The sequence below is a fragment of the Streptomyces sp. Act143 genome, from assembly GCF_003143935.1.
Lineage (GTDB): Bacteria > Actinomycetota > Actinomycetes > Streptomycetales > Streptomycetaceae > Streptomyces.
Map to the genome: position 1 here is coordinate 241,716 of NZ_QFRX01000001.1, position 23,497 is coordinate 265,212.

The window sequence follows — 23,497 nt, forward strand, 5'->3', positions numbered from 1 at the left end:
CAGGGAGAGGCAGGGGGTAGGAAAATGGACGCGACGCACGACTCGCCGCCAGCGGCGCGCGCGGCGGCGGCGCCCGGCGGACGGCGCTCGTCGGGGCCGGGCCGCTCCTCGGTCTCGATGGCCGACGTGGCACGGCTGGCGGGGGTGTCCTCGCAGACCGTCTCGCGCGTGTCGAACGGCTACGCGGGCGTCAACGAGGAGACCCGCCGCCAGGTCCTCGCCGCCATGCGTGAACTGGGCTACCGCCCCAACAGCGCCGCCCGCGCCCTCAAGCGCGGCGAGTTCCGCACCCTGGGCGTGATCACCTTCTCGCTCTCCAAGACCGGCAACGTCCGCACCCTGGAGGCGATCGCCACCGCCGCGGCCGCCGAGGGGTACGCCGTGACCCTGCTGCCGGTCGCCGTCCCCACCCAGGACGAGGTGCGCGGCGCCTTCTCCCGGCTCCAGGAACTCGCCGTCGACGCGGTGATCGTCATCATGGAGGTGCACCTCCTGGACGCCGCCACCGTCCACCTCCCGCCGCACGTCCAGGTGGTCGTCGCCGACTCCGACGCGGGGGAGCGGTACACGGTCGTCGACACCGACCAGATGGGCGGCACCCGCACCGCCGTCGAGCACCTCCTCGGGCTCGGCCACCACACGGTCTGGCATCTCGCCGGTCCCGAGGACTCCTACGCCGCCCAGCGCCGCACCGACGCCTGGCAGACCACGCTCCGCGAGGCGGGCCGCGAGGTGCCGCCGCTGGTGCGCGGCGACTGGTCCGCGGAGTCGGGCTACCGGGCGGGCCTGGAGCTGGCCGCGCGCGAGGACTGCACGGCCGTCTTCACCGCCAACGACCAGATGGCCCTGGGCCTGCTGCGCGCCCTGCACGAACGCGGTCGCCGCGTGCCCGAGGACGTCAGCGTCATCGGCTTCGACGACATCGCCGAGGCATCGTCCTTCCTGCCGCCCCTGACCACCGTCCACCAGGACTTCGCCGAGGTCGGCCGCCTCTGCGTCCAGGCGGTCCTGCGCAAGATACGCCACGACGACGCGCCGCACGGGACCACGCTCGTGCCGACCCGACTCATCGTCCGCAAGAGCACGGCACCGCCGCGCGCACAGTGACGGCACGCGCCGCGGAGCGCGGGGGCGTCGGGCCGTCGCGGTGGGCGCCCGACGACCGACGCGCGGCGACTGACAGCCCCCGGCCCCCGCGCGCTCCCCTGAGGGACACCCCCTGCCGCACCCGGGGGCATCCCCCACCCGAGGACGGCGGCCACCCCGAGTGACCCCGCCGCACCGCGAACCTAGCGTTGTGGCGTATGGCATCCACCCGTACGACCTCGACACTGGGCAGACGTGCAGGGGTGGCGGCCTTGCTGGCGGCCCTCCTCGTGCCCGTCGCGCCGGCCGCCGCGCGGCCCGCCGCCGCACCGCGGCACACCGGGTGCGCACCCCACGACGAACTTCGCCGGGCGCTGCGCACACTCATCGATCGCGACCGGATCACCGGCGCGGCGGTCCTGGTGACCGAGCACGCCGCGGGCGCGCCCTGCGGAAGCCGGGCCGAGACCGCGGGGACGGCCGACCTCCGCACGGGCCGCGCCATGAACGCCACCGACCGGCTGCGCGCCGGCAGTGTCACCAAGACGTTCACCGCGACCGTCGTGCTCCAACTCGCCGCCGAGCACCGGATCGTGCTCGACGCCCCCGTCGACCGCTATCTGCCCGGCCTGATCCGGCGCAACGGCCACGACGGCCGGCGGATCACCGTGCGGCAACTGCTGCAGCACACCAGCGGGTTGCCCGACTACCTCGACGCCCCCGAGTGGGAGCACCCCGAAAGCGTCCGGTACCGCCACTTCGAGCCGCGCGAGCTCGTGGCCCGCGCCCTCGACCTGCCGCGCCCGACGAGCAGGTGGCACTACGCGACCACCAACTACCTCCTCGCGGGCCTGATCATCCGCGAGGTCACCGGCCACTCTCCCGAGAAGGAGGTCACCCGCCGGGTGATCCGGCCGCTCGGCTTGCGTGACACGTACTGGCCCGGCGACGACACGCGCCTCCACGGCCCGCACTCGCACAGCTACTTCACCGCCGAGGACGGCCGTCTCACCGACGGCACCGCCTGGAACACGACCTTCGGCGGGGTCGGCGGCGCCCTCGTCTCCACGCCCGCCGACCTCACCCGGTTCGTCACCGCACTCCTCGACGGCCGGCTGCTGCCCGCGGAGCAACTGGCCGCCATGCGGCGGACGGTGGCCGCCGACCCCGACCGGCTGTGGCCCGGCGCCCGCTACGGGCTCGGCCTGATCGCCTCCCCGCTGCGCTGCGGCGGCCAGTGGTGGGGCCATGCGGGGACCGTGCCGGGCGGCCACCGGGCGCTGACCGCCGTGGGCCCCGGCGGGCGTGCCGTCGCCGTCGCGCTCAACAAGGTGCCGGACTCCCTCCAGGCCGAACAGGACTTCCTCGCCACGGTCGAGACCGCCTTCTGCGCAGGACGGCCGTCCCGAGGAACGGAACCGACAGAAGGGGAACACCAGTGATCCGCTTGGCCCGCCCCCCGCGGGGTGCTTCCGGTACGACGAGTCGGGGTGCTTCCGGTACGACGAGAAAGGCCGCCCTCGGACTGGCCGCCACCGCCCTCGGCCTCACCGCGCTGCCCGCCACCGCCCTTCCGGCCCACGCGGCCTCCGACCCCCTCGCCCGCTACCACCACCAGCGCCTCGACTGGAAGAGCTGCGTGCTCGGACCGGACGACACGACCGGCAAGGAGCTGGACCAGGCGGGCGCCCGATGCGCCGACGTGACCGTGCCGCTGGACTACCGCGATCCCGACGGCCGCACCATCACCGTGGCGATCTCCCGCATCCGCGCCACCGACACCGCGCACCGCGTCGGCCCGCTGCTGCTCAACGGCGGTGGCCCCGGCGGGCAGACCCTCGGCGACCCGCCGTGGGTGCGCCAGGCGATGAAGGACGTCGGCGCACGCTACGACGTCGTGGGCGTGGACCCGCGCTTCGTCGGCCGCAGCACCCCGCTGGACTGCCACTGGCCGACCGGCGCCGCGTTCCGCGGAGCGGGCCACGACCGCGCCGGCTTCGACCGCACGGCGGCCTTCTCCGAGGACCTCGCCCAGCGCTGCCGCCGGCACGCCGGGGACGTGCTGCCGTACGTCACCACCCGCAACACCGCGCGCGACATGGACGTCGTCCGCGCCGCCCTCGGCGACCGGCGGATCTCCTACCTCGGCTACTCGTACGGCAGTTACCTCGGCGAGGTGTACGCGACGATGTTCCCCGGCCGCACCGACCGAGTCGTCCTCGACGGGGTCATAGACCCGGACCGGTACGGCCCCCGGCTGCTGCGCGGCACCGAGAAGGCCAACCGTCACGCGCTGGAGGGCTGGGCCTCCTGGGCCGCCGCCCGGAACGCGACGTACGGCCTGGGCCGCACCCGCGGCGCGGTGCTGGCGGCCGTGGACCGCGTCCGGACGGCCGCCGCCCGCACACCGCTGCGGGTCGGGGACCACCGGGTGGACGAGCACATCGTCCCCCTGGTCGTCCTCGACGGCCTCTCCCAGGACAACGACAGCGCCTACGGGGACTTCGCGCAGGGCATGCGGGACCTGCTGCGGGCGACGGACGGGCAGCGGGTCACCCCGTCCCCGTGGCTCGCCGACACCCTGAAGTTCATGCTGACCGGCGCCGACTCCCACTACGGCAGCGTCCAGACGGCGATCCTGTGCGGTGACATCGCCGCCCCGCGTGATCCGGAGATCTACTGGCGCGACGTCCAGAACTCCCGGGAACGGGAACCGCTGTTCGGCCCCGTCGCGAACAACCTGAACGCCTGCGCCTTCTGGGACCCGCCCCGCGAACGCCCCACCACCATCAGGGACGACCTCCCCGCGCTGCTCGTCAACGCCACCGGCGACCCGCGCACCACCTACGAGGGCGCCACCGAGGTACGCCGGGCCTGGCCCTCCTCCCGCCTGATCACCCTGCGCGGCGCCGACCAGCACGCGGTGTACGGCGTCTACGGCACCCCGTGCGTGGACACCGCCGTCAACGCCTACCTCGCCACCGGCCGCCTCCCGGCCGCGGACCTCACCTGCCGCGCGCACGCCCGGTGAGCGCCGGGCGCCGGCCGAGGGCACCGCTCGCCCGCGACCGGCGGCCCTGGTGACCGATCACTCACACCTCCTGGAGGAAACGGCTGGACCCGCCCCCGCGCCGGGGGTGATCGTGGGAGACGTGAACGATCACCCTCCGGCGCCCGGCAGCCGCACCAGCCCGGAAGGCGCGACGAGCGATGTGTCCTTGGTGGCGGAAGCCGGTGAGATCCGCCGTTTCCGGGAGCGGCTCGGTCTTGCGGGACTGGTCGACGTCCACACGCACTTCATGCCCGAGCGCGTGCTGCGCAAGGTCTGGGAGTACTTCGACGCGCAGGGGCCGCTGACCGGCGGGTTGGAGTGGCCGATCACGTATCGGCGGCAGGAGGCCGAACGAGCGGCTGTACTGCGCGCGTTCGGGGTGCGGGCGTTCACCTCGATGCTCTACCCGCACAAGCCCGGCATGGCCCGGTGGCTGAACGGCTGGGCCGCCGAATTCGCCCGCCGGACCCCGGACTGCCTGCACACCGCCACCCTGTTCCCCGAGCCGGATGTGGAGGCGTACGTGCGCGAGGCCGTCGAAGCGGGCGCGCGCGTGTTCAAGGCGCACGTGCAGGTCGGTGCCTACGACCCGGCCGACGAACTCCTCCGGCCGGCGTGGGGGCTGCTGGCCGAGGCACGGGTGCCCGTGGTGATCCACTGCGGTTCCGGGCCCGCGCCCGGCAAGCACACCGGTCCCGAGCCGATCGCGCGGGTGCTGGCGCGGCACCCGGGGCTGCGGCTGATCGTCGCGCACATGGGGATGCCCGAGTACGAGGACTTCCTCGGCCTCGCCGAGCGGCACGGGCAGGTCCGGCTGGACACCACCATGGCGTTCACCGACTTCAGCGAGAGCTTCATGCCGTTCCCCCGCCGTGCCCTGCCCCGGCTCGCCGCGCTCGGCGACCGTGTCCTGCTCGGCTCCGACTTCCCCAACATCCCCTACCCGTACGTGCATCAGCTGCACGCGCTGGAGCGGCTGGGCCTGGGAGCGCGGTGGCTGCGAGCCGTGTGCCACGACAACGCGGCGGCACTGTTCGGGCTGTGAGCCACAGCCGGCGCCACAGCCGGCGTCGGCGGCCCCGGCCTCAGCGGCCCTTGCGCACCCGGGCCGCCGCACGGGCCTCCGCGATCTTGCGGGCCTCGGCGGTCTTGCGGGACTCCTTCGCGGGGCGGCCCGCGCGGGAGCCGAGGCCGCGGAAGGGGGCGTTGCCGCCGGTGTTCTTCGTCCCGACCGGCGGGCGCCGCGCGCCGGTGAGGGCGGTCAGCTGCGCCTCGCCGGACCGTACCTGGGTGACCGTCGGGCGGATGCCGGCCTCGGACAGCATCCGGTTCACCTCGCGCCGCTGGTTGGGGGTGACCAGGGTGACCACGGTCCCGGACTCCCCGGCGCGTGCCGTACGTCCGCCACGGTGCAGATAGTCCTTGGCGTCGGCCGGCGGGTCGACGTTGACGACGAGGTCGAGCGTGTCGATGTGAATGCCCCGGGCGGCCACGTTGGTGGCCACCAGTACGGTGATCGCACCGTCCTTGAACTGGCCGAGGGTGTGGGTGCGCTGCGGCTGCGACTTCCCGCTGTGCAGGGCGCCGGCACGGATGCCGCTGGCCCGCAGATGGCGGGTGAACTGGTCCACGGCGGCCTTGGTGTCGAGGAACATCAGGACCCGGCCGTCGCGCGCGGCGATCTCGGTCGCGGTCGCGTACTTGTCGGCGCCGTGGATGTTCAGCACGTGGTGTTCCATCGTGGTGACCGCACCCGCCGCCGGGTCGACCGACGCGAGCACCGGATCGTGCAGGTGGTCGCGCACCAGCCGCTCGACATCGCGGTCGAGCGTGGCGGAGAACAGCAGCCGCTGCCCGTCGGGGCGCACCTGCTCCAGGATGGCCGTCACCTGCGGCAGGAACCCCAGGTCGCACATCTGGTCCGCCTCGTCCAGCACGGTGATCCGCACCTGGTCCAGGTGGCAGTCCCGGCGCTCCACGAGGTCGGTCAGCCGGCCCGGGGTCGCGATGAGCACGTCGACCCCGGCCCGCAGGGCCGCCTGCTGCCGGTTGATCGACAATCCGCCGACCACGGTCGCCAGCCGTACCTTCAGCGTCTGCGCGTACGGGGTCAGCGCTTCGCTCACCTGCTGGGCGAGCTCGCGCGTCGGTACCAGGACCAGGGCGAGCGGCCGCTTGGCATCCGCCCGCCGGCCTGCGGTCCGGGCGAGGAGCGGCAGCCCGAAAGCCAGCGTCTTGCCCGAGCCGGTCCGCGCCCGGCCGAGGACATCGCGGCCGGCCAGGGCGTCGGGCAGGGTGGCGGCCTGGATCGGGAAGGGCTCGGTGACGCCGAGGTCGCTCATGGTCCCGAGCAGCTCCGGCGGCAGGTCGAGCGCGGCGAAGGACGCGGCCGGAGGCAGCCCAGGGGTCGACGGCTTCGTGTTCATGGGGAACCTTCCTGATCTGGCGCCCCGGAACGGACCAGGGCCCGTACCCCTCGGTACGGGCCCCGGCGCAAGTCGAAGCGTGTCGACATTTTACCAGTGGGAACACCTGCGCCCGCTGCTCGGGCCGCAGCGAGGTCTCCTCATCGACGGGCAGGACAGCCGATCCACTCCCGCCCGGCGCGCACTGGGTAAGGTGCCCGTGCCGCTGCCGACGGCCGCGCACCCCCTCCGCGCCACCGCCTCGCCTACCTCTGGACGGTCGACCCACGTGCCCACACGCCCCGCGGGACTGTTCGTCGGACTGTGCACGTTCGACGTCGTCCAGCTCGTCGATCATGTGCCGGGCGCGGACGAGAAGGTGACGGCCCGTCGGCAGACGGTGGCGGCCGGTGGCCCGGCGGCCAACGCGGCCGCGGCCTTCGCGCACCTCGGCGGGGCGGCCACGCTGCTCACGTCGATCGGCTGCCATCCGCTGGGCGTCGCCGCCGCGGCGGACCTGAGGGGGCTCGGCGTCACGGTCCGGGACCTGTCGCCCGAGTCGGCCGAGCCGCCGTCCGTGTCCTCGATCCTGGTGACCGCGGCCAGTGGTGACCGGGCCGTGGCGTCGACCAACACGGTGGGGCGCCGGATCGGCCTGCCCGACGACCTGGCCGCTGTGGTGGCCGGCTTCGACGTCGTCGAGTTCGACGGCCATCACATGGACCTGGCGGTGGCCGTCGCGCGGGCCGCACGCGCCGCCGGGCGCCGGACCCTTCTGGACGGCGGCAGTTGGAAGCCGGGAACGGAACAGCTGCTGCCGTCGATCGACGTGGCCGTCTGCTCCGACGCCTTCCGCCCGCCCGGCACTACCTGCGCCGAGGACGTGCTGCGATTCCTGCGGGCCCACCGGGTCCCGTGGGCGGCGGTCAGCCGGGGCGGGCGGCCCCTCGTGTGGGAGGGGCCGGACGGTGCCGGCACGGTGGACGTCCCGGACGTGCGGGTGGTGGACACGCTGGGCGCGGGTGACGTACTGCACGGGACACTCGCTCACCGGGTGGCGTCGGCGGGGCAGTTGACCGTGCCCGGGTTCGTCGGTGCGCTGGGTGAGGCAGCCGCTTGGGCGTCACGGGCCTGCGCCTCGTTCGGCACGCGGGAGTGGATGGGGTAGGCACCGGTGGGCCGGCCGATTGCGCTCGCCGTCCGCGGGGCGGCCGATTGCACTCGCCGTCCGCGGGCCGGCCGAATTCATTCGCAGTCCGCGGCCGACCAACCGGCCGGCCCCGGCTCGGGCCGGGCGCTGACGCGGTGCCCGAGCGAGGCGGCTCCGGGCTGCGCGGGCCGGTCGCCGACGGAACAGGGAACGCGGGGTGCGGTGAGCCGATGACGGGCGACGCCCTGCTCCTCCAGTCATCGCTGCGGGAACGGGCTCAGGGACGATCCCGGCCGTCGCGCGCGGCGGCGTCGAGCAGGGGGGCCAGTTCCCGCGCCGCGGTCGTCAGGGCGCGGACGTTCCGTTCGGCCCGGGCCATGAGGAGCGCGCCCTCCAGGGTGCTGATCATGAGCGTGGCCAGCGCGCCGGCCCGTTCCTCCGGCACGCCCATGTCCGTCAGCGCTTCGGCCACCGCCCCGGTCCAGGCGGCGAACGCGGCGGCGGACGCCTCCCGCGTGGACGCGGTGGACTCCGCACAGTCCACTGTGGCGGCGGCCACGGGGCAGCCGCCCGCGAAGCCGGCCTGTTCGTACTCGTCGGTCCACTGACGCACCATCTCGGCGAACAGCCCCCCGGGCGTGGGCCGCGGCAGCGCGGCGAGGAAGCGGGCGACGCGCCGGGCCGCGTACCGCCCCGCCCAGCTCACCGCCTCGTTGACCAGCTGCTCCTTGCCGCCGGGGAAGTAGTGCTGCAACGAACCGCGCGGCGCCCCGGCGTGGGCGGCGACCTCGCGCATGCCCGTGGAGGCCACCCCGTCGCGCCGGATGAGCTGGGCCGCACTGAAGACCATCCGCTCGCGCGGACCTCGCTCGGACATCCCCGGCCTCCCTCTCCGTTCCCGCTTCGCCGTGCCTGTACCGGCCATTGCGCACATCCTATGACCGCCGTCATAGAAGCTCGGCTACTATGACCGCTGTCATAGTCGGTGAACCAGGTCCGGTCCATGGTTCGCTGTCCGTCGCCGACCGTTGGTGGTGGTGCCTCGTGTACGTCGGTTTCGTCGGCCTCGGAGTCATGGGCCGGCCCATGGCGCTCAACCTGGCCCGCGCCGGAACGCCCCTCGTCGTCTGGAACCGCACACCGCACCGGTGCGATCCCGTGCGCGCCGCCGGAGCCGAGGTCGCGGCAAGCCCCGCCGAAGTCTTCGCCCGGGCCCGGACCGTGATCCTCATGCTGGCCGACGAGAGCGCCATGGACGAGGTGCTCGGGCGCGGCACCGCGGCCTTCGCCACCCGCGTCGCCGACCGCACCCTCGTCCACATGGGCACCACCTCACCCGAGTACTCGGCCGGCTTGGAGGACGCCGTTCGCCGTGCGGGCGGACGCTATGTCGAGGCTCCGGTCTCCGGCTCCCGACTCCCGGCGGAAAAGGGGGAGTTGGTCGGCATGCTGGCCGGCGACCAGGAGGCCGTGGCGGCCGTACGGCCCCTGCTCGCGCCCCTGTGCCGGGAGACGTTCGACTGCGGGACGGTACCGGGCGCACTGCTGATGAAGTTCTCCGTGAACCTCTTCCTGATCACTCTCGTGACCGGGCTGGCCGAGGCGTTCCACTTCGCCGGCCGGCACGGCCTCGACCAGCGGCTGCTGCGGGACGTGCTGGACGCCGGCCCGATGGCCAGCGCCGTCTCCCGGGTGAAGGCGGCCAAGCTGGTGGCCCGCGACTTCGATGTCCAGGCGGGTGCCGCGGACGTCCTGAAGAACAACCGCCTGATCGCGCAGGCCGCCCGCAAGGCGGATCTCGCCTCTCCGCTTCTCGACGTCTGCCACGCCCTCTACGAGGAGACCGTGGCACGCGGGTACGGAGGCGAGGACATGGTGGCCGTGGTGCGTGCGCTGCAGGCCCGGACGGAGCGGGCGGGGTCGTGACGACGGGCCCTCCGGGATGACCGCCGCCGACAGCTGCCGACTGTTGCGTGGCACAGGAGCCCTCCAGAGCTGCTCCGGCGGCAAAACAACCCACGATGCGGATCACATTGGCGCCGGGGCACTTGACGACTGGCACCGGTACCGGTGGTGGCGGCGCCGACCTGGACGACATGGACATGGGCGGCGGCAGACATGGAGGGGATCGGTGACGGGCGCGGAATGTGAGCCGTCCTTGCCGCACCGGTCGCCGTGCGGGAGGGTGGCTCCGAACGGCTCGTCGACATCGCGGACTTGACGGCCGGTCAGGACGCTCGCCGTGGTGGTCCGGCCGGGCAGCGTCCCTGGAAGTTGAGCGTGCCCCCTGTGGATTGCGTATCCCTCCCTGACCAGCGATGCCCGGATGCGAGGATGAGGCGTCATGACAGCAGGGTGGTGTTCTCGCACGGTACGGGCCGCGGTGTTCGCGGCCGTCTGTGTGCTGCTCGCCGCCCTGGGGCACGTCCTGATGTCGGGCGGCCACGTGCCCGCCTGGGCGCTGACGGCCGGTGCGGTCGGCACGGGCGGGGCCGGCTGGTGCCTTGCCGGGCGTGAGCGCGGCCTGCCGCTGATCGTGACGGTCGTGGTCATCGCCCAGACGGCACTTCACCAGGCGTTCTCGCTCGCGCAGCAGGCGCCGGGGGAGCCGGCCTCCCTGCCCGTGAACACGGGTGCGATGCAGACGGGCTCCATGGACATGGGCGTGGGCATGGACATGGGCGTGGGCATGATGCACACGCACTCCATGGGCATCGGCCACCTGGCGATGCGTCACATGCGCATGGATCACATGGGGCAGGTCATCGACGGCGGGGCCGGCTCGTCGTCGTACGGCATGTTCGCCGCGCACCTGCTCGCCGCGGTCCTGACCGGCCTGTGGCTGGCGTACGGCGAGAAGGCGGCCTTCCGCATCCTGCGGGCCGTCGCCGCACGGCTGGCGGCGCCGCTCCGGCTGCTGCTGGCTCTGCCGGTGCCGGGCGACCGCCCTCGGATCCGCCGCGGGCGCCCTCGCTCGGACCGGGCACCGGCGCTGCGTCTCCTCGTCCACGCGATCACCTCCCGGGGGCCTCCGGCGGGGACGGCTGTCGTCTGACGACAGCTGGTTCCCCGAGGCCGCGGCCACGCGCCTCGGGCCACGGCTGTACGCCCGCGCCGACGCCATGGCGCCGTGACTCATGACGCCATGAGCGGTGCATCGGCGGCGCGTGCCGTGGGGCCGTCTCCTCGCTCACCGGACCCCGGGCCTGCTGTGCGCCCCGGTCCGGATCACGGATTCCGAGAAGGACACCAGGTGATCACCTCTGCCCTGCTTGACCCGCCCTCCGAAACGGACGGCACGTCCCGCACGTCGGCCGCGGCCGACGCGTCGACAACCGCCTGGGCGCTGGCCGCCCGCGGCGGTGACCCGGCCGCCGTGGAACGGTTCGTGCGCGCGCTCCAGCGCGACGTCCAGCGGTACGTCGCCCATCTGTGCGGCGACCCCCAGGCTGTCGACGACCTCGCCCAGGACACCTTCCTGCGGGCGCTCGGCAGCCTGCACCGCTTCGAAGGGCGCTCCTCGGCCCGCGCGTGGCTGCTGTCGATCGCCCGGCGGGCCGTCATCGACAGCTACCGGAACGCGGCCGCACGGCCCCGCCTGTCCGACGTACCGGACTGGCAGCTGGCCGTCGAGTGCGCCCAGCCGCTGGGCCTGCCCGGTTTCGACGACGGCATTGTCCTGCTGGACCTGCTGGCCGCGCTGCCCGACGAGCGCCGGGAGGCGTTCGTCCTCACCCAGCTGGCCGGGCTGCCGTACGCGGAGGTCGCCGCGGCCAGTGACTGCCCGATCGGCACGGTCCGCTCCCGCGTGGCCCGTGCGCGGGCGAACCTGCTGGATCTGCTGGCCGAGCCGGAGGAGCCCGCCGCCGCGCTCGCGGCGGTCTGAGCCCTGCACGGCGTGCGCGCGAAGCCCGGCCTCCGAAGCGCGGAGGCCGGGCGGGCACCGAGGTGATCAGTGGGTGTGCGCGCGGCGGCCGGACAGGGCGACCACGGCGAGCAGGGCGAGGAGGATGCCGGCGAACCAGGTCATCACCGTGACGGAGGAGAAGCCGAGGGTGGCCACTCCGATGCCGATCGCCGGCAGCGTCAGTCCGAGGTAGGCGATGAGAAACAGGCCGGCCAGCGCCTCGCTGCGGTGGTCCGGCACGGCCAGGGCGGCGACGGTGCCGAGGGCGGCCTTGAACAGGACGCCCGCCCCGATGCCGGCGACCACGCCGCCCGCGAGGAAGACGGGCAGGTCGGCCGTGTGCATGCCGGTGACGAGTGTCACCACGCCGATCGCCTGCGCGGACTGGCCGAGCCGCCGCTTCGCCGCGGTGGACAGGCGGGCGGTCAGGCTCTGCGCGGTGGCGGCACCGCCGAAGACCACGAAGACGATCGCTCCGGCCAGAACCCGGGAGGGGTGGTGCAGGGTGCCGGCCACGAAGCCGGGGGCGACGGAGGTGAACAGGCCGAACACCGCGAAGGACGCGAACGCTCCCGCGGCGGCGGTGAGATAGCCGGCCCGGTCGCCGTGGTCGAGGCTGATGCGCTGCGGCCGGTAGGCGGGCCGGACGAACTGTTCCTCGACCGTCTCCGGGGCCAGGGCCACGGCGACCAGCGCGAGCGCCAGCAGGACGGCGAAGACCAGGTAGGGGGTGTGCAGGGGCACGGCGACCCACTGGGCCAGGAATCCGGCGACCAGGGCGCCGACGCCGAGGCCGCCGATGTTCGCGCCGGTCGACACCAGCTCGAAGCGGTGGGTCGACGCCTGCGGGCGGTGCGCGGCGTGCAGTTCCTGGAGGTGGGCGGTGGCGGTGGCGGTGATCATGCCGACCCCCAGACCGGTGACGAACCGGGCGGCCAGCAGCACCGGGAGCGCGGTGCCGGTGAGGAACAGGATCGCGGCGAGGAGTTCCAGCGAGAGCGCCGGCAGGAGGATCTTCTTGCGGCCGACCCAGTCGGAGACATGGCCGGCGAGCAGCAGGCTGACGACGACGCCGACCGCGTAGACGGCGAACACGACGGTGACCATGAAGGTGGAGAAGCCGTCGCGCGCCATGTACAGCGGATACAGCGGGGTCGGAACGGTGGAGAACGCCATCGCGGTGAGAAAGGCGAAGGCGACGAGGGCGAAGCCGACGCCGTGCCGCCGGGCCCCGGCGTCGGACCGCACGGCGGTCCGGCGGCCCGGGGCGGCGGTCGCGCGCGGGGTGGACGCCATGTGAGTCATGGGAAGTGCCTCCGACCGAGGAAGGTGGGTGAACGTTGAACAGTGTTGCTCGGTCCGATCATCGCGTCCAACGCAAGTAGAAGACAGTGACCATCTCTGTGAGAGATAGTTACGCTCATGGAACTGCGTCAGCTCGAATACTTCGTCGCCGTCGCCGAGGAGAAGAACTTCACCCGCGCCGCCGCCCGGCTGCACATCGTGCAGTCCGCGGTCTCCGCCACCATCAAGGCCCTGGAACGGGAACTGGGCGCCCCCCTGCTGGACCGCAACTCCAAGCGGGTGCTGCTCACCGACGCCGGCGCCGCCCTGCTGCCGCGGGCCCGCGCCACCCTGGACGCCGCTCGCGAGGCCGCCGAATCCGTCGCCGAGGTCAGCGCGGGACTGCGGGGCACGCTCCGGGTGGGCACCCTGACGTCCGTCCGCCTCATCGACCTCCCCGCCCTGCTCGGCGAGTTCCACCGCCGTCACCCCGGCGTGCTGCTCCAGACCTCCGCGGCCCGCTCCGGCTCCCAGGGCCTGGTCGACGCCCTGCTCGACGGCCGCCTGGACCTCGCCTTCGTCTCCCTGCCCGGCCCGCCGCCGCCCGGCCTCACCCTGATCGACCTCGCCTCCTCGGTGCTCGACCTCGTCGTCCCGGTCGGCCACCCCCTGGCGGAGCGCGACAGCGTGCAGCTCACCGACCTGGCCGGCCTGGACTTCGTCGACTCCCCGGTGGGATACGGCAACCGGGCGGTGGTGGACCGCGCCTTCGCCGCCGCCTCCCTGGCCCGCCGCGTGGCCGTCGAGATCACCGACATCGGCACCGGAGCCGACTTCGTCCGCAACGGCCTGGGCGTCGCCCTGCTGCCCCGCTTCATCCTGACCGACGCTCCCGGCGTCGCCACGCTGACCGTCGACGACGCCGACCTGGAATGGCCGCTGTCCCTCGCCGCCGCGGCCGACCGCCGACCCGGAGCAGCGGCCCGCGCGATGATCGCGCTGGCCCGCGAACACGTCGCCTGACCGACGCCGGCACACTCGCCCGTCAGCCGACGGATCCCGCCGGCAGCCGGCCCAGGACACGGCGCCGACCCGGTCGGAGCACCGAACTCCATCCTCACGAGGCCCTGATGACGGGACGTTCGGCCCCCGTCCCCGACCCGGGCGGCCCCTGCGGACACCGCCACCCCACCGGCATCGTGGGCAGCGCACCACACAGTCCCCGATCAGCTTCGTTGAGGAGAATCGTGTCCGGCACCGTTGTCGTGGGCCTGGACGGCTCACGTGAGAGCCAGGCGGCCGCCGCGTGGGCGGCCCGCGAGGCCGTCCTCCGCGACGCCGACCTGCGTCTCGTGCACGCCTGGCAGCCGCGGCCCGTCGCGTCCGCGGCCTTCGCCGGGGTCTCGCTGTCGTCGCTGTACACAGATCTGCAAGGGTGGTCGAGCCGCCTGCTGCGTGAGACGCAGGCGGACCTCGCGCGCCGCCACCCCGGACTGGATGTCCACACCGAGCAGCACCCCGAGCAGGCGGTACCGGCCCTGCTCGCGGCATCCGAGCAGGGCGAGTTGCTGGTACTGGGCTCCCGAGGTCTGGGCGGGGTCGCCGGCTTCCTGCTCGGCTCGGTCGCGCTCACCGTCGTGGCCCGGGTCCGACGGCCCCTGGTCCTCGTGCGCGGCGGCGAGTACGCCGAGAACGCGCACCTGCCGGACGCCTCCGGCGCCACCAGCGCGACCACCCCGTACCGCGATGTGGTCCTCGGTCTCGACCTGCACGAACCGCACGACGCCGTGACCGGGTTCGCGTTCGACGCCGCGGCCCGCCGTGCGGCGGGGCTGCGCGTCGTCTACGGCTGGAACCCGCCCGCCCTCGCCGACCACGGTGCCTTCGACGCCGTACTGCGAGCGGAGCTGAACGGCAGCATGCGCGGCGCGCTGGACGAGATGCTGGAGCCGTGGCGGCAGAAGTACCCCGGCGTGGACGTGACGGCGCAGGCCGTGATCGGCAAGCCGGGTTCCCACCTCGTCGAGGCATCACGGGACGCGTCGTTGGTGGTGGTGGGCCGGGCGGCGAGCCATACGGCGGTCGGCGCCCGTGTCGGCCCGGTCGCCCATGCCGTCCTGCACCACGCCACCGCGCCCGTCGCCGTCGTACCCCACCTCTGACCGACCTGCCGGCCGCGGGTGGCCGGCCGCGGGCGGTCGGGCCCGGAGCGCTCCTCCGAACGCCCGAGGTGGTGCGGCCCGTTTGTCCTCCTAGGCCCTTCCGGTTGCGGCCTGTTCGTCCTCCCAGGCCCTTCCGGTTGCGGCCCGTTCGTCCTCCGAACGCCCCTGCGGCTGCGGTCTGTTCGTCCTCCCGAGGCCGTTGCGGTTGCGGTCCGTTCGTCCTCGGAAGAGGACCGAAGGGCTCAAGAGAATCTCCTCCGCCGGAGAGAAGGTGATCACGCGGCGACGTGATGCCGGAGGAGGGGATCGACGTGAACGCCTCAGCATCCCGGACAGCCCGTGCCCGACGGCCGCGGCCATCGGCGTCCCGGGCCCGCGGCGACCCCGAGACCTCCCGGCTGGTGCGCCTGTACCGGCGCGCCGTGCCCGCGCGCCTCAGACGAGCCGTCCTGGCCGCGACGACCCCGCAGGCCCGCGCGCGAGTCAAGCAGCGGTTCGCGAACCCGCCGTCGCCACGTCGTCTGCTGGGCCGGTTGCACGCGGCCTGGCTGGTACACCGCCACCCCGGCCTGACGGCCCGGCAGGACCGGGAGATCAGGCTGGTGCGCGAGGTGCCCAAGGTCGTCCTCGTACGCCCCGGCCTCTCGCCGCTGGCGGCACGCCATGCCAACGCCGCCGCGGTCCGCGCGGCCCTCGACGAGGCGGGGCTCGACTATTTCTGCGTCCGAGCGCGCAGCAATACCTCCGCGGTCGTCGCCCTCGCCTCCCAGCACCGCCCCGCCGCCCTGCGCGCTCTGGAGCGGGCCTGCCAGGACCGGCCCGGCTACGTCCGCGCCGCCGACGGCTCCCGGCGCACGGGGCGTACGACGCGGCCCGGGTTCCGGCACCGTACCTGGCGGCGACTGGCCCGGGCCGAAGCGCTGCGCATGACCTGGTACCAGGGCGATGTGAGCGGAGAGCTGACGTTCGGGCCCATGTACGGCTGCGACGTCGAGTTCTGGACGCCGGACACCGAGACGGGGGAGCTGCTGCTGGCTCCGCGCCGCAACCGGGTCTGCGAGCAGGTGCCGTGTCACGACACCCCGGTACACGCCTCCGACTCCCTCTTCACCGCGCTCGCCCCCGCCGGCCGTCCGCTGCCGCCGGTGCGCACCCGGAGGGAGTTCGCCCGGCCGGCCCCCGAGGACGTGCGGTTCCCCGTCGACGCCGTCTACACCTGGGTCGACGGGCACGATCCGGCATGGCGGCAGCGCCGCGCGGCCTGTGCGGGACAGGCGTACCACGAGGAGGCGGACAACGCGGCGCGCTACCTCAACCGCGACGAACTGCGTTACTCGCTGCGCGCGTTGAGCCAGTACGCGCCATGGGTGCGCACGGTTCACCTGATCACCGACGACCAGGTGCCCGCCTGGCTGGACACGGGCGCGGCCGGTCTCCACGTCGTCGGCCACAAGGAGATCTTCAGCGATCCGAGCCTGCTGCCCACGTTCAACTCGCACGCCATCGAGAGCCAGTTGCACCACATCGACGGCTTGTCCGAGCACTTCCTCTACTTCAACAACGATGTCTTCCTGGGCCGTTGCGTCGTCCCGCAGGACTTCTTCCTCGCCAACGGCCTGACCAGGTTCTTCCCGTCCTCGGTCCTCATCCCGCCGGGCGAGCCGAACCCGCTCGACGTGCCGGTGGCAGCCGCGGGCAAGAACAACCGTGCCCTGATCGAGGCCGCCTTCGGCACGGTCGTCAACCAGAAGATGAAGCACACCCCGCACGCGCTGCGGCGCAGCGTCCTGTACGAGATGGAAGCGCGGTTCCCGGAAGAGCACCACGCCACCGCCGGCCACCGCTTCCGCAGCCTCGACGACGTCTCCTTCGTCTCCTCGCTGCACCACTACTACGCCTTCCACACCGCCCGGGCCGTCCCCGGCCACCTGCGCTACGCCTACCTCGACGTGTCGCACCCGGCACTGGCCACCCGGCTCGCGGCCCTGCTGGCCCGGCGGGACCGGCAGGTGTTCTGTCTGAACGACACGGTCTCGGGCGAGCAGGAACAGGACGCCCGAAGTGACCTGATCACGGACTTTCTGGAGGCCTACTTCCCGATCCCCGGCCCCTACGAGATCAACTGAGCGGGAACGGGAAGAACGGGAAGAGCGTGAAGGGCGCGTCCGCCGTGGGGGCCGACGTGCCCTTCCCGTCCCTCGCACTCGCTGGTTCCTAGACGTCAGCGGCCCCTGCCCGCCCGTAGTAGGCCGCGCGCATGAGGTCCTGCATGTCGTCCAGCATCGGCATCCGGGGGTTCGCCGGTGCGCACTGGTCCTCGTACGCGTTGAGGGCCTGCTGGGGGAGGGCGTCGAGGAACGCCTTCTCCGCGACGCCGAGGGAGCGGAACGACGGTTCGATGCCGACGGCGTCGCGCAGGCGCTCCACGGCCGAGGCGAGGGACTCGACGCCCTCGGCGGGGGTCGCGGCCGGCAGGCCGAGGGTGCGGGCGATGTCCTGGAAGCGCTCGGGCGCCCGGTAGTTCTCGTACTTGGGCCAGCCGGTCAGCTTCGTGGGGACCGTGCCGTTGTAGCGGATGACGTGCGGCAGCAGCACCGCGTTGGTGCGGCCGTGCGCGATGTGGAAGCCGGCGCCGAGGGTGTGCGACATGGCGTGGACGATGCCGAGGAAGGCGTTGCCGAAGGCCATGCCCGCGATGGTGCCCGCGTTGTGCATCTTCTCCCTGGCCTCGGGGACACAGCCGGTGACCGACGCCTCGATGTTGTCGAAGATCAGGCGGATCGCGTGCAGGGCGAGACCGTCGGTGAAGTCGTTGGCGTAGACCGACACATAGGCCTCTATGGCGTGGGTGAGGGCGTCGAAGCCGCTGTCGGCCGCCAGCGCGGCGGGCAGCTCGGTGGTGAGGAGCGGGTCGACGATGGCCACGCTGGGGGTGAGCGCATAGTCGGCCAGCGGGTACTTCTTGCCCGTCGTGGGGTCGGAGATCACCGCGAAGGGCGTGACCTCGGCGCCGGTGCCGGAGGTGGTGGGCACACAGACCAGGCGGGCGCGGGCACCGAGCACCGGGAAGCGGAAGGCGCGCTTGCGGATGTCGGAGAACTTCTGCCGCATGTCCGCGAAGTCGACGTCCGGGTGCTCGTACAGCAGCCACATCACCTTCGCCGCGTCCATCGGCGAGCCGCCGCCCAGCGCGATGATGGTGTCCGGGCCGAACTCCCGCATGAGGTCGGCGCCGTGGCGCACGGAGTCGATGCTCGGCTCGGGTTCGACGTTGTCGATGATCTGGAGGGTGACCGGCTCAGGCCGGCGTTGCAGGACGCGGCTCACCCGGTCGACGAAGCCGAGGCGGGTCATGGTGGTGTCGGTGACGATCGTGACGCGCCGGACGTCCGGCATCGAGGAGAGGTAGCGGATGGCCTGCGGCTCGAAGTAGATCTTCGGCGGCACCTTGAACCACTGGAGGTTGTTGCGGCGGCTGGAGACCCGCTTGACATTCAGCAACTGGACCGCGGAGACGTTGTTGGACACCGAGGTGCTGCCCCAGGAGCCGCAGCCGAGGGTGAGCGAGGGCAGCAGGCCGTTGTAGATGCCGCCGATGGCACCCTGCGAGGAGGGGGCGTTGACGATGATCCGTACCGTCTTCATGCGCCTGCCGTACGCCTCCGCGAGTTCCCGGTCCTCGGTGTGGATGACGGCGCTGTGGCCCTGGCCGTGGAAGGCGACCATGTCGGCGGCCAGGTCGAAGCCCTGCGGTGCGGAACCGGCGCGCAGCACGGCGAGCACCGGGCAGAGCTTCTCGCGGGTCAGCGGCTCGTGCGGGCCGACCCGCTCGGCCTCGACGAGGATGACAGAGGTGTCGGCGGGCACGGTGAAGCCGGCCTGTTCGGCGATCCACGCCGGACTCTGCCCGACGGCCGCGGAGTTGACCTTGGGTTCGCAGCCGCTGCCCGCGGCCCGGTTGGCCGGGAACAGGAAGGTCTCCAGCTTCGCCTTCTCCTCGGCCGTCGCCAAGTAGGCGTGCAGAGTGCGGAATTCGGCCAGGGCGGCGTCGTAGATCTCCTCGTCGAGGATGACGGCCTGCTCCGAGGCGCAGATCATGCCGTTGTCGAACGACTTCGAGAGGACCAGGTCGTTGACGGCGCGGCGCAGCTTCGCGCTCTTGTGCACATACGCGGGTACGTTGCCGGCGCCGACGCCGAGGGCGGGCTTGCCCGCCGAATACGCGGCCCGGACCATGCCGTTGCCGCCGGTGGCGAGGATGAGCGAGATGCCCGGGTGCCGCATCAGCGCGCCGGTGGCCTCGACCGACGGGGTCTCGATCCACTGGACGCAGTGCTCGGGGGCGCCCGCGGCCACGGCGGCGTCCCGGACGACCCGGGCGGCCTCGGCGCTGCACCGCTGGGCGGAGGGGTGGAAGGCGAAGACCACCGGGTTACGGGTCTTCAGCGCCATCAGCGCCTTGAAAATGGTGGTGGAGGTCGGGTTGGTGACGGGCGTGATGGCGGCCACCACACCTACCGGCTCGGCGATCTCGACCATGTCGTCGATGTCGTCCCGGGCGATCACACCGACGGTCTTCATCCGGCCCATGCTGTGGGTCACGTGTTCGCAGGCGAACATGTTCTTGGCCGCCTTGTCCTCGAACACCCCCCGCCCGGTCTCGTCCACCGCCAGCCGGGCCAGCGCGGTGTGCCGGTCCAGGGCGGCGACCGACGCCTTCTTCACGATGTGGTCGACCCGCTCCTGGTCCAGGGCGTCGTAGTCGGCCAGTGCCTTCAGCCCGTTCGTGACCAGCCGGTCGACGGCGACGTCGATGTCCGACGGCGCCTCCGCCAGTGCCTCCGACGGCGCCTCGGTCGGGGCGGCGGTCGCGGTCCGGTCGTCGTGGCGGGTCATGGGTGTGCCTCCGTCGTCAAATGGTGTGCCGGCGTGGCCGGCGGGCCCGTGAGGTGAGCGGCGCCGCGAGGGACCGGCGCCGCTCACCACCCACCCTCCCTCCGGCACCGCGGCGCCACGCAGGTCCGCCCGGTCCGTGATCGTCGTCCGACCGGCCCCCGAACACCGGGCCGGACGTCCCGATCGCCCCTCACCCCGCGCACCACGCCGGTCATGTCGCGGAGGGCTCTGCGGGGGCGGCCGGCCCGGGGGCGGGCAGCATGGTCAGCAGCATGACGCTGGGCTCGATGGCGCGCACGGTGTGCGGCAGTCGCGCCGGCAGGTGGATCCAACTGCCGGGCGTCGCCTCGGTCTTCTCATCGCCCAGGACGAGGTCGAGCCGGCCCTGGACGACCTGGATGACGACCGGCAGGGCCGAGGTGTGTTCGGTGAGTTCCTGACCGGCGGCGAAGGCGAAGCCGACCACGCGCAGCCGGTCGTCACGGTGCAGGACACGGCTGAGGGTGCCGTCCTCGGGCACGGGCAGTTCGGCGGCCAGGTCGGTGATGACGACGGCGGACAGGGGTGTGGGCGTCTGCGGGGACATGTGGATCGCTCTCCTCAGGGTGTCGATGCGTCAGATGTCGATGCGTCAGGTGTCGATGCGTTCGGTGTCGAAGTGTTCGGTGTCGATGCGGTAGGGGTTGCGACGAGACTGATCGCGCCCAGATGTGCGCGGTGACGACGGAAGACACGGCGCATCTGAAGGACGCGGCGCCGGGCCGCGGGGTCGAGCAGGGCACGACCGGCGATGCGGGCGGCCTGGGCGAGCCCTTCGTCGGCGACGAGGCGGCGTGGTTCCAGCAGCGCCATCGGGCTGCGCCGCCGGGCGGTGACGGTGAAACCCTCGTCGGCGAGCAGAGCCACCCAGGCGGACGGCTTGAGCGGACGGACCCCGACGTGGATGGCCTCGCTCAGGTCCCTGGTGATCGCCTCGGTGTGTACCTCGTCGAGGTCCTCGGGCAGCAGACACAGCTCGTGCAGGGCGTAGCGGCCCCCGGTAGCGGCGAGCAGTCGATGTGCCTCGCGCATGATGCGGCGCTTGGCCGGCTCCGGCTGCATGCTCAGCATGGCCTCCCCGTACACGACGGTGGCGCTGCCGGAAGGCAGACCGGTGTCCGCGGCGTCCGCCCTGACGGCGGCCGTCTCGGTCGGGCCGGAGGCGACGAGGGTGCCCAGTCGTGCCACGGCGGCGGGGTCGCGGTCCACGGCGGTGTAGGCGCCCGGGACGCGCTCGAGGGTGAGCCGGGCGGTGGCGCCGAGTCCCGCGGCGAGTTCCACCACGCGGTCGTCGGGGCGGATGTCCAGGGCGTCGAGCATCCACCGCGTCAGCTCCGCCCCGCCGGGCCGGAGCACCCGCTTGCCGAGCCGGGCCAGCAACCAGTGGCCCGGCATACGGCCGGCATCCAGGCCGTCGCCGGGTGCGGGCAGGCCCTGATGCAGGGCCTGGGGGTCCGTCGGTGCCATGTGTGTGCCTCGCTCTCTGCCCGCAACGGAACTACTTAGGTGAACCTAACTCGCAGTGATGGGGGAGGCGGGGGCCGAAAGTCCCGAGCCGAGGGCCCGGTGGGCCGTTCACAGTGTGGCGCCGCTGATCACTGTGCCGGTGGTGCGGAGGTGCTGATCGCAACAGGGGCCGATGGTCCCGGTGCTGGGGCCCGGCCGGCCGGGGAAGCGGGTGGCAGCGGCGGCGCATGCTGGGGAACGACCGAGCCGTGGATGTCCCACCCGCACCACGTGGCTCTGCGTGCCTGCCGGGCGGCCGCTTATCCCGCGTCCGGCCACCGCAGGTACGGCGCGCAAGGCACGCGCGGCGCGTACGGCGCGTACGGCGCGTACGGCGTGTTCGCAGCGTACGGCGCGTACGGCGTGTGGCGGCGGCTCGGTCCTGTGTCCGGCCGCCGCCCCGCGGCCGGACGCAGGAGCCTCCCCGCCCGGCGCCGACATCCCGAACGCCCGGCCCACCCGCACCGGTCGGCAGAGCCGGCCGTGACCTGCTGGAGACACCTTCATGAGCGTGCTGACCCTTGCCTCGGACCCCGAGGACGCCTCGGCCCTGCAGAGCGCCGAGGCGCATCATGCCCGCCTCGCCGGGGAGTTGGCGGGGCGCGTGAAGATGCTGTTCACCGCTGTGGACCGCGATCCGATCGCTGCTGAGAAGATCCACGCCGGGCTGGTGGCCTTCTGCGACGGCTCGCTGCTGCCGCACGCGGCCGCTGAGGAGGCGGTGCTCTACCCCGCCGCCCGTGACATGCCCGAGGCCCGCCTGCTCGTCGAGAGTCTCGTCGGCGAGCACCGTTGTTTCGGCGCGCTCGTCGACGCACTGCGCACGGCACCCGGTCCGGCGGCGGCGGTCGCGGACGCCCGGGCCCTCGAGGTCCTTTTCGAGGAACACGTGGCCAAGGAGAACGGACTCGTGCTGCCGCTGCTCGCGATGGCGTCGGAGGTGTCCTTGGCTGCCCTTCTGTCGGACATGCATAGCCGGCTCGCGAACGAGCCGGGCAGCGGAAGCGACCAGGACGCCCAAGGCGGCCAGGACGGCCAGGACGGCCAGGACGGCCAGGACGGCCAGGACGGCCAGAGCGACGGTTGCGGCGGCCAGTGCGGCTGTGGTGGCGCGGCAGAAGAGACGGCCGAGCCCGAACTGGACGTACGAGAGGTCCCGCACTCGCTCCGCCACGCCACGGTCTTCGGCGCACTCGACGCCGTCCCGGCGGGCACCGCCATGGTGCTGGTCGCCCCGCACGACCCGGTCCCGTTGCTCACGCAGATCGAAGAGCGCAACCCGGGTGTCTTCGTCGCGGAGTACCTGGAACGCGGCCCCGAGACCTGGCGGCTGCGGCTCAGCAGGCGTTGACCGCGAGGCCCGACCCTCACGCACCCACGCACCCACACCCACTCACGCCCCTACAGCGCTGCCCCTGCGCAGACAAGGAAAGAAGGACAACACGACATGGACGGATCGCACCGTCGTGCCGGCGCCCTGCTCGGGACCGTCGGCGCAGCCCTGGCCATCGCCGGACCGGTCATGGTGCTGCGCGGTCGCAGCGGCCGGAAGGAGATCCGCACCGAGCTGACCGCCCAGAAGATCACCTTCCCCCACCACGGGCTGCCCGACGAACTCGCCGACCACGCCGGCCGGCGCGTGGAGAACGGCCCCGAGGCATACGCCTACGCCGAGTTCATCAAGGGCAACCTCGCGCACGCCACCGGCGGCCGTACGTACGCCGAGATCACGGCGGAGTTGCACGCCGGCGGCGGTGCCGACGAGAAGCTGGCCGAGCTGCGCCGGACCGCGTTCATGGGTCAGTCCCTGCGCGCCTCGCTGATGTCCGCCTACCAGGCTTGGCACCTCACGACCCTGGTCACCGGCCTGGGCGCGGCACTGACCGGCCTGGGTGTGGCCCTGGTGGCGACGGCGGACGCTCTGCGGTCCTGCCCGCCGGATCAGTGAGGGACCTTCGGCCCTGCGTATCAAGACCATCGGCCGCCGCGCCGGCCACCACCGCCGGTGGA

General features: G+C 73.1%; 19 protein-coding genes. 13 read left to right on the top strand and 6 right to left on the bottom strand.

The window, feature by feature from the left end; genetic code table 11:
* Positions 1-117 precede the first annotated feature (117 nt).
* The 4 genes from DI272_RS01080 (at position 118) to DI272_RS01095 (ending at position 5,183) form a co-directional block, all read left to right on the top strand.
* The gene (locus DI272_RS01080) at positions 118-1,107 is read left to right on the top strand and encodes a LacI family DNA-binding transcriptional regulator (protein WP_181387496.1); all 990 of its coding nucleotides are present in this window, start codon (positions 118-120) and stop codon (positions 1,105-1,107) included.
* Between the two features lie 197 nt (positions 1,108-1,304).
* Complete coding sequence (locus DI272_RS01085) at positions 1,305-2,528, top strand: serine hydrolase (RefSeq protein WP_181387043.1); 1,224 nt, start codon at positions 1,305-1,307, stop codon at positions 2,526-2,528.
* A 5-nt stretch (positions 2,529-2,533) separates the two neighbouring features.
* Positions 2,534-4,117, top strand: a complete 1,584-nt coding sequence (locus tag DI272_RS01090) for an alpha/beta hydrolase (RefSeq protein WP_375138102.1) — start codon at positions 2,534-2,536, stop codon at positions 4,115-4,117.
* A gap of 121 nt (positions 4,118-4,238) precedes the next feature.
* Entirely contained in the window at positions 4,239-5,183 is a 945-nt protein-coding gene (locus DI272_RS01095; RefSeq protein WP_375138018.1) for an amidohydrolase family protein, read from the top strand.
* 40 nt (positions 5,184-5,223) lie between these two features.
* Here the strand turns inward: DI272_RS01095 and DI272_RS01100 are convergent, their stop codons facing one another.
* Positions 5,224-6,564, bottom strand: a complete 1,341-nt coding sequence (locus DI272_RS01100; protein ID WP_109493256.1) for a DEAD/DEAH box helicase — start codon at positions 6,562-6,564, stop codon at positions 5,224-5,226.
* 268 nt (positions 6,565-6,832) lie between these two features.
* On the opposite strand from DI272_RS01100, the gene DI272_RS01105 reads away from it, so the two are divergent.
* Complete coding sequence (locus DI272_RS01105; protein WP_109493257.1) at positions 6,833-7,711, top strand: PfkB family carbohydrate kinase; 879 nt, start codon at positions 6,833-6,835, stop codon at positions 7,709-7,711.
* Positions 7,712-7,970: 259 nt separating this feature from the next.
* Here DI272_RS01105 and DI272_RS01110 read toward each other — a convergent pair whose 3' ends face one another.
* Positions 7,971-8,570: a TetR/AcrR family transcriptional regulator gene (locus DI272_RS01110; protein ID WP_109493258.1), complete on the bottom strand. Its 600-nt coding sequence runs from the start codon at positions 8,568-8,570 to the stop codon at positions 7,971-7,973.
* Between the two features lie 167 nt (positions 8,571-8,737).
* On the opposite strand from DI272_RS01110, the gene DI272_RS01115 reads away from it, so the two are divergent.
* The 3 genes from DI272_RS01115 to DI272_RS01125 all read left to right on the top strand — a co-directional run bounded on the left by DI272_RS01115 (position 8,738) and on the right by DI272_RS01125 (position 11,579).
* Positions 8,738-9,619, top strand: coding sequence for an NAD(P)-dependent oxidoreductase (locus DI272_RS01115; RefSeq protein ID WP_109493259.1), 882 nt, complete (start codon positions 8,738-8,740; stop codon positions 9,617-9,619).
* 418 nt (positions 9,620-10,037) lie between these two features.
* Complete coding sequence (locus DI272_RS01120; protein WP_109493260.1) at positions 10,038-10,748, top strand: hypothetical protein; 711 nt, start codon at positions 10,038-10,040, stop codon at positions 10,746-10,748.
* A gap of 198 nt (positions 10,749-10,946) precedes the next feature.
* On the top strand, positions 10,947-11,579 hold the full coding sequence (locus DI272_RS01125; RefSeq protein WP_258314409.1) for a sigma-70 family RNA polymerase sigma factor: 633 nt from the start codon (positions 10,947-10,949) through the stop codon (positions 11,577-11,579).
* A gap of 66 nt (positions 11,580-11,645) precedes the next feature.
* Here the strand turns inward: DI272_RS01125 and DI272_RS01130 are convergent, their stop codons facing one another.
* On the bottom strand, positions 11,646-12,896 hold the full coding sequence (locus DI272_RS01130; RefSeq protein WP_109493262.1) for an MFS transporter: 1,251 nt from the start codon (positions 12,894-12,896) through the stop codon (positions 11,646-11,648).
* 126 nt (positions 12,897-13,022) lie between these two features.
* On the opposite strand from DI272_RS01130, the gene DI272_RS01135 reads away from it, so the two are divergent.
* From DI272_RS01135 to DI272_RS01145, 3 genes are all read left to right on the top strand, one after another.
* Positions 13,023-13,907: a LysR family transcriptional regulator gene (locus DI272_RS01135; RefSeq protein WP_109493263.1), complete on the top strand. Its 885-nt coding sequence runs from the start codon at positions 13,023-13,025 to the stop codon at positions 13,905-13,907.
* A 224-nt stretch (positions 13,908-14,131) separates the two neighbouring features.
* Complete coding sequence (locus tag DI272_RS01140; protein ID WP_109493264.1) at positions 14,132-15,046, top strand: universal stress protein; 915 nt, start codon at positions 14,132-14,134, stop codon at positions 15,044-15,046.
* A 290-nt stretch (positions 15,047-15,336) separates the two neighbouring features.
* A complete protein-coding gene (locus tag DI272_RS01145; RefSeq protein ID WP_109493265.1) occupies positions 15,337-17,172 on the top strand; it encodes a stealth family protein in 1,836 nt (611 codons plus the stop codon).
* A gap of 88 nt (positions 17,173-17,260) precedes the next feature.
* Here the strand turns inward: DI272_RS01145 and adhE are convergent, their stop codons facing one another.
* From adhE to DI272_RS01160, 3 genes are all read right to left on the bottom strand, one after another.
* On the bottom strand, positions 17,261-19,942 hold the full coding sequence (adhE, locus tag DI272_RS01150; RefSeq protein ID WP_109493266.1) for a bifunctional acetaldehyde-CoA/alcohol dehydrogenase: 2,682 nt from the start codon (positions 19,940-19,942) through the stop codon (positions 17,261-17,263).
* A 211-nt stretch (positions 19,943-20,153) separates the two neighbouring features.
* On the bottom strand, positions 20,154-20,528 hold the full coding sequence (locus tag DI272_RS01155; protein ID WP_109493267.1) for a cupin domain-containing protein: 375 nt from the start codon (positions 20,526-20,528) through the stop codon (positions 20,154-20,156).
* Between the two features lie 14 nt (positions 20,529-20,542).
* On the bottom strand, positions 20,543-21,448 hold the full coding sequence (locus DI272_RS01160) for a class I SAM-dependent methyltransferase (protein WP_109493268.1): 906 nt from the start codon (positions 21,446-21,448) through the stop codon (positions 20,543-20,545).
* Positions 21,449-21,992: 544 nt separating this feature from the next.
* On the opposite strand from DI272_RS01160, the gene DI272_RS01170 reads away from it, so the two are divergent.
* Positions 21,993-22,838 (top strand): DUF2249 domain-containing protein, encoded by an 846-nt coding sequence (locus tag DI272_RS01170; RefSeq protein ID WP_181387044.1) that lies wholly within the window; start codon positions 21,993-21,995, stop codon positions 22,836-22,838.
* A 96-nt stretch (positions 22,839-22,934) separates the two neighbouring features.
* A complete protein-coding gene (locus DI272_RS01175; RefSeq protein ID WP_109493270.1) occupies positions 22,935-23,435 on the top strand; it encodes a hypothetical protein in 501 nt (166 codons plus the stop codon).
* The last annotated feature ends 62 nt before the right edge of the window (positions 23,436-23,497 follow it).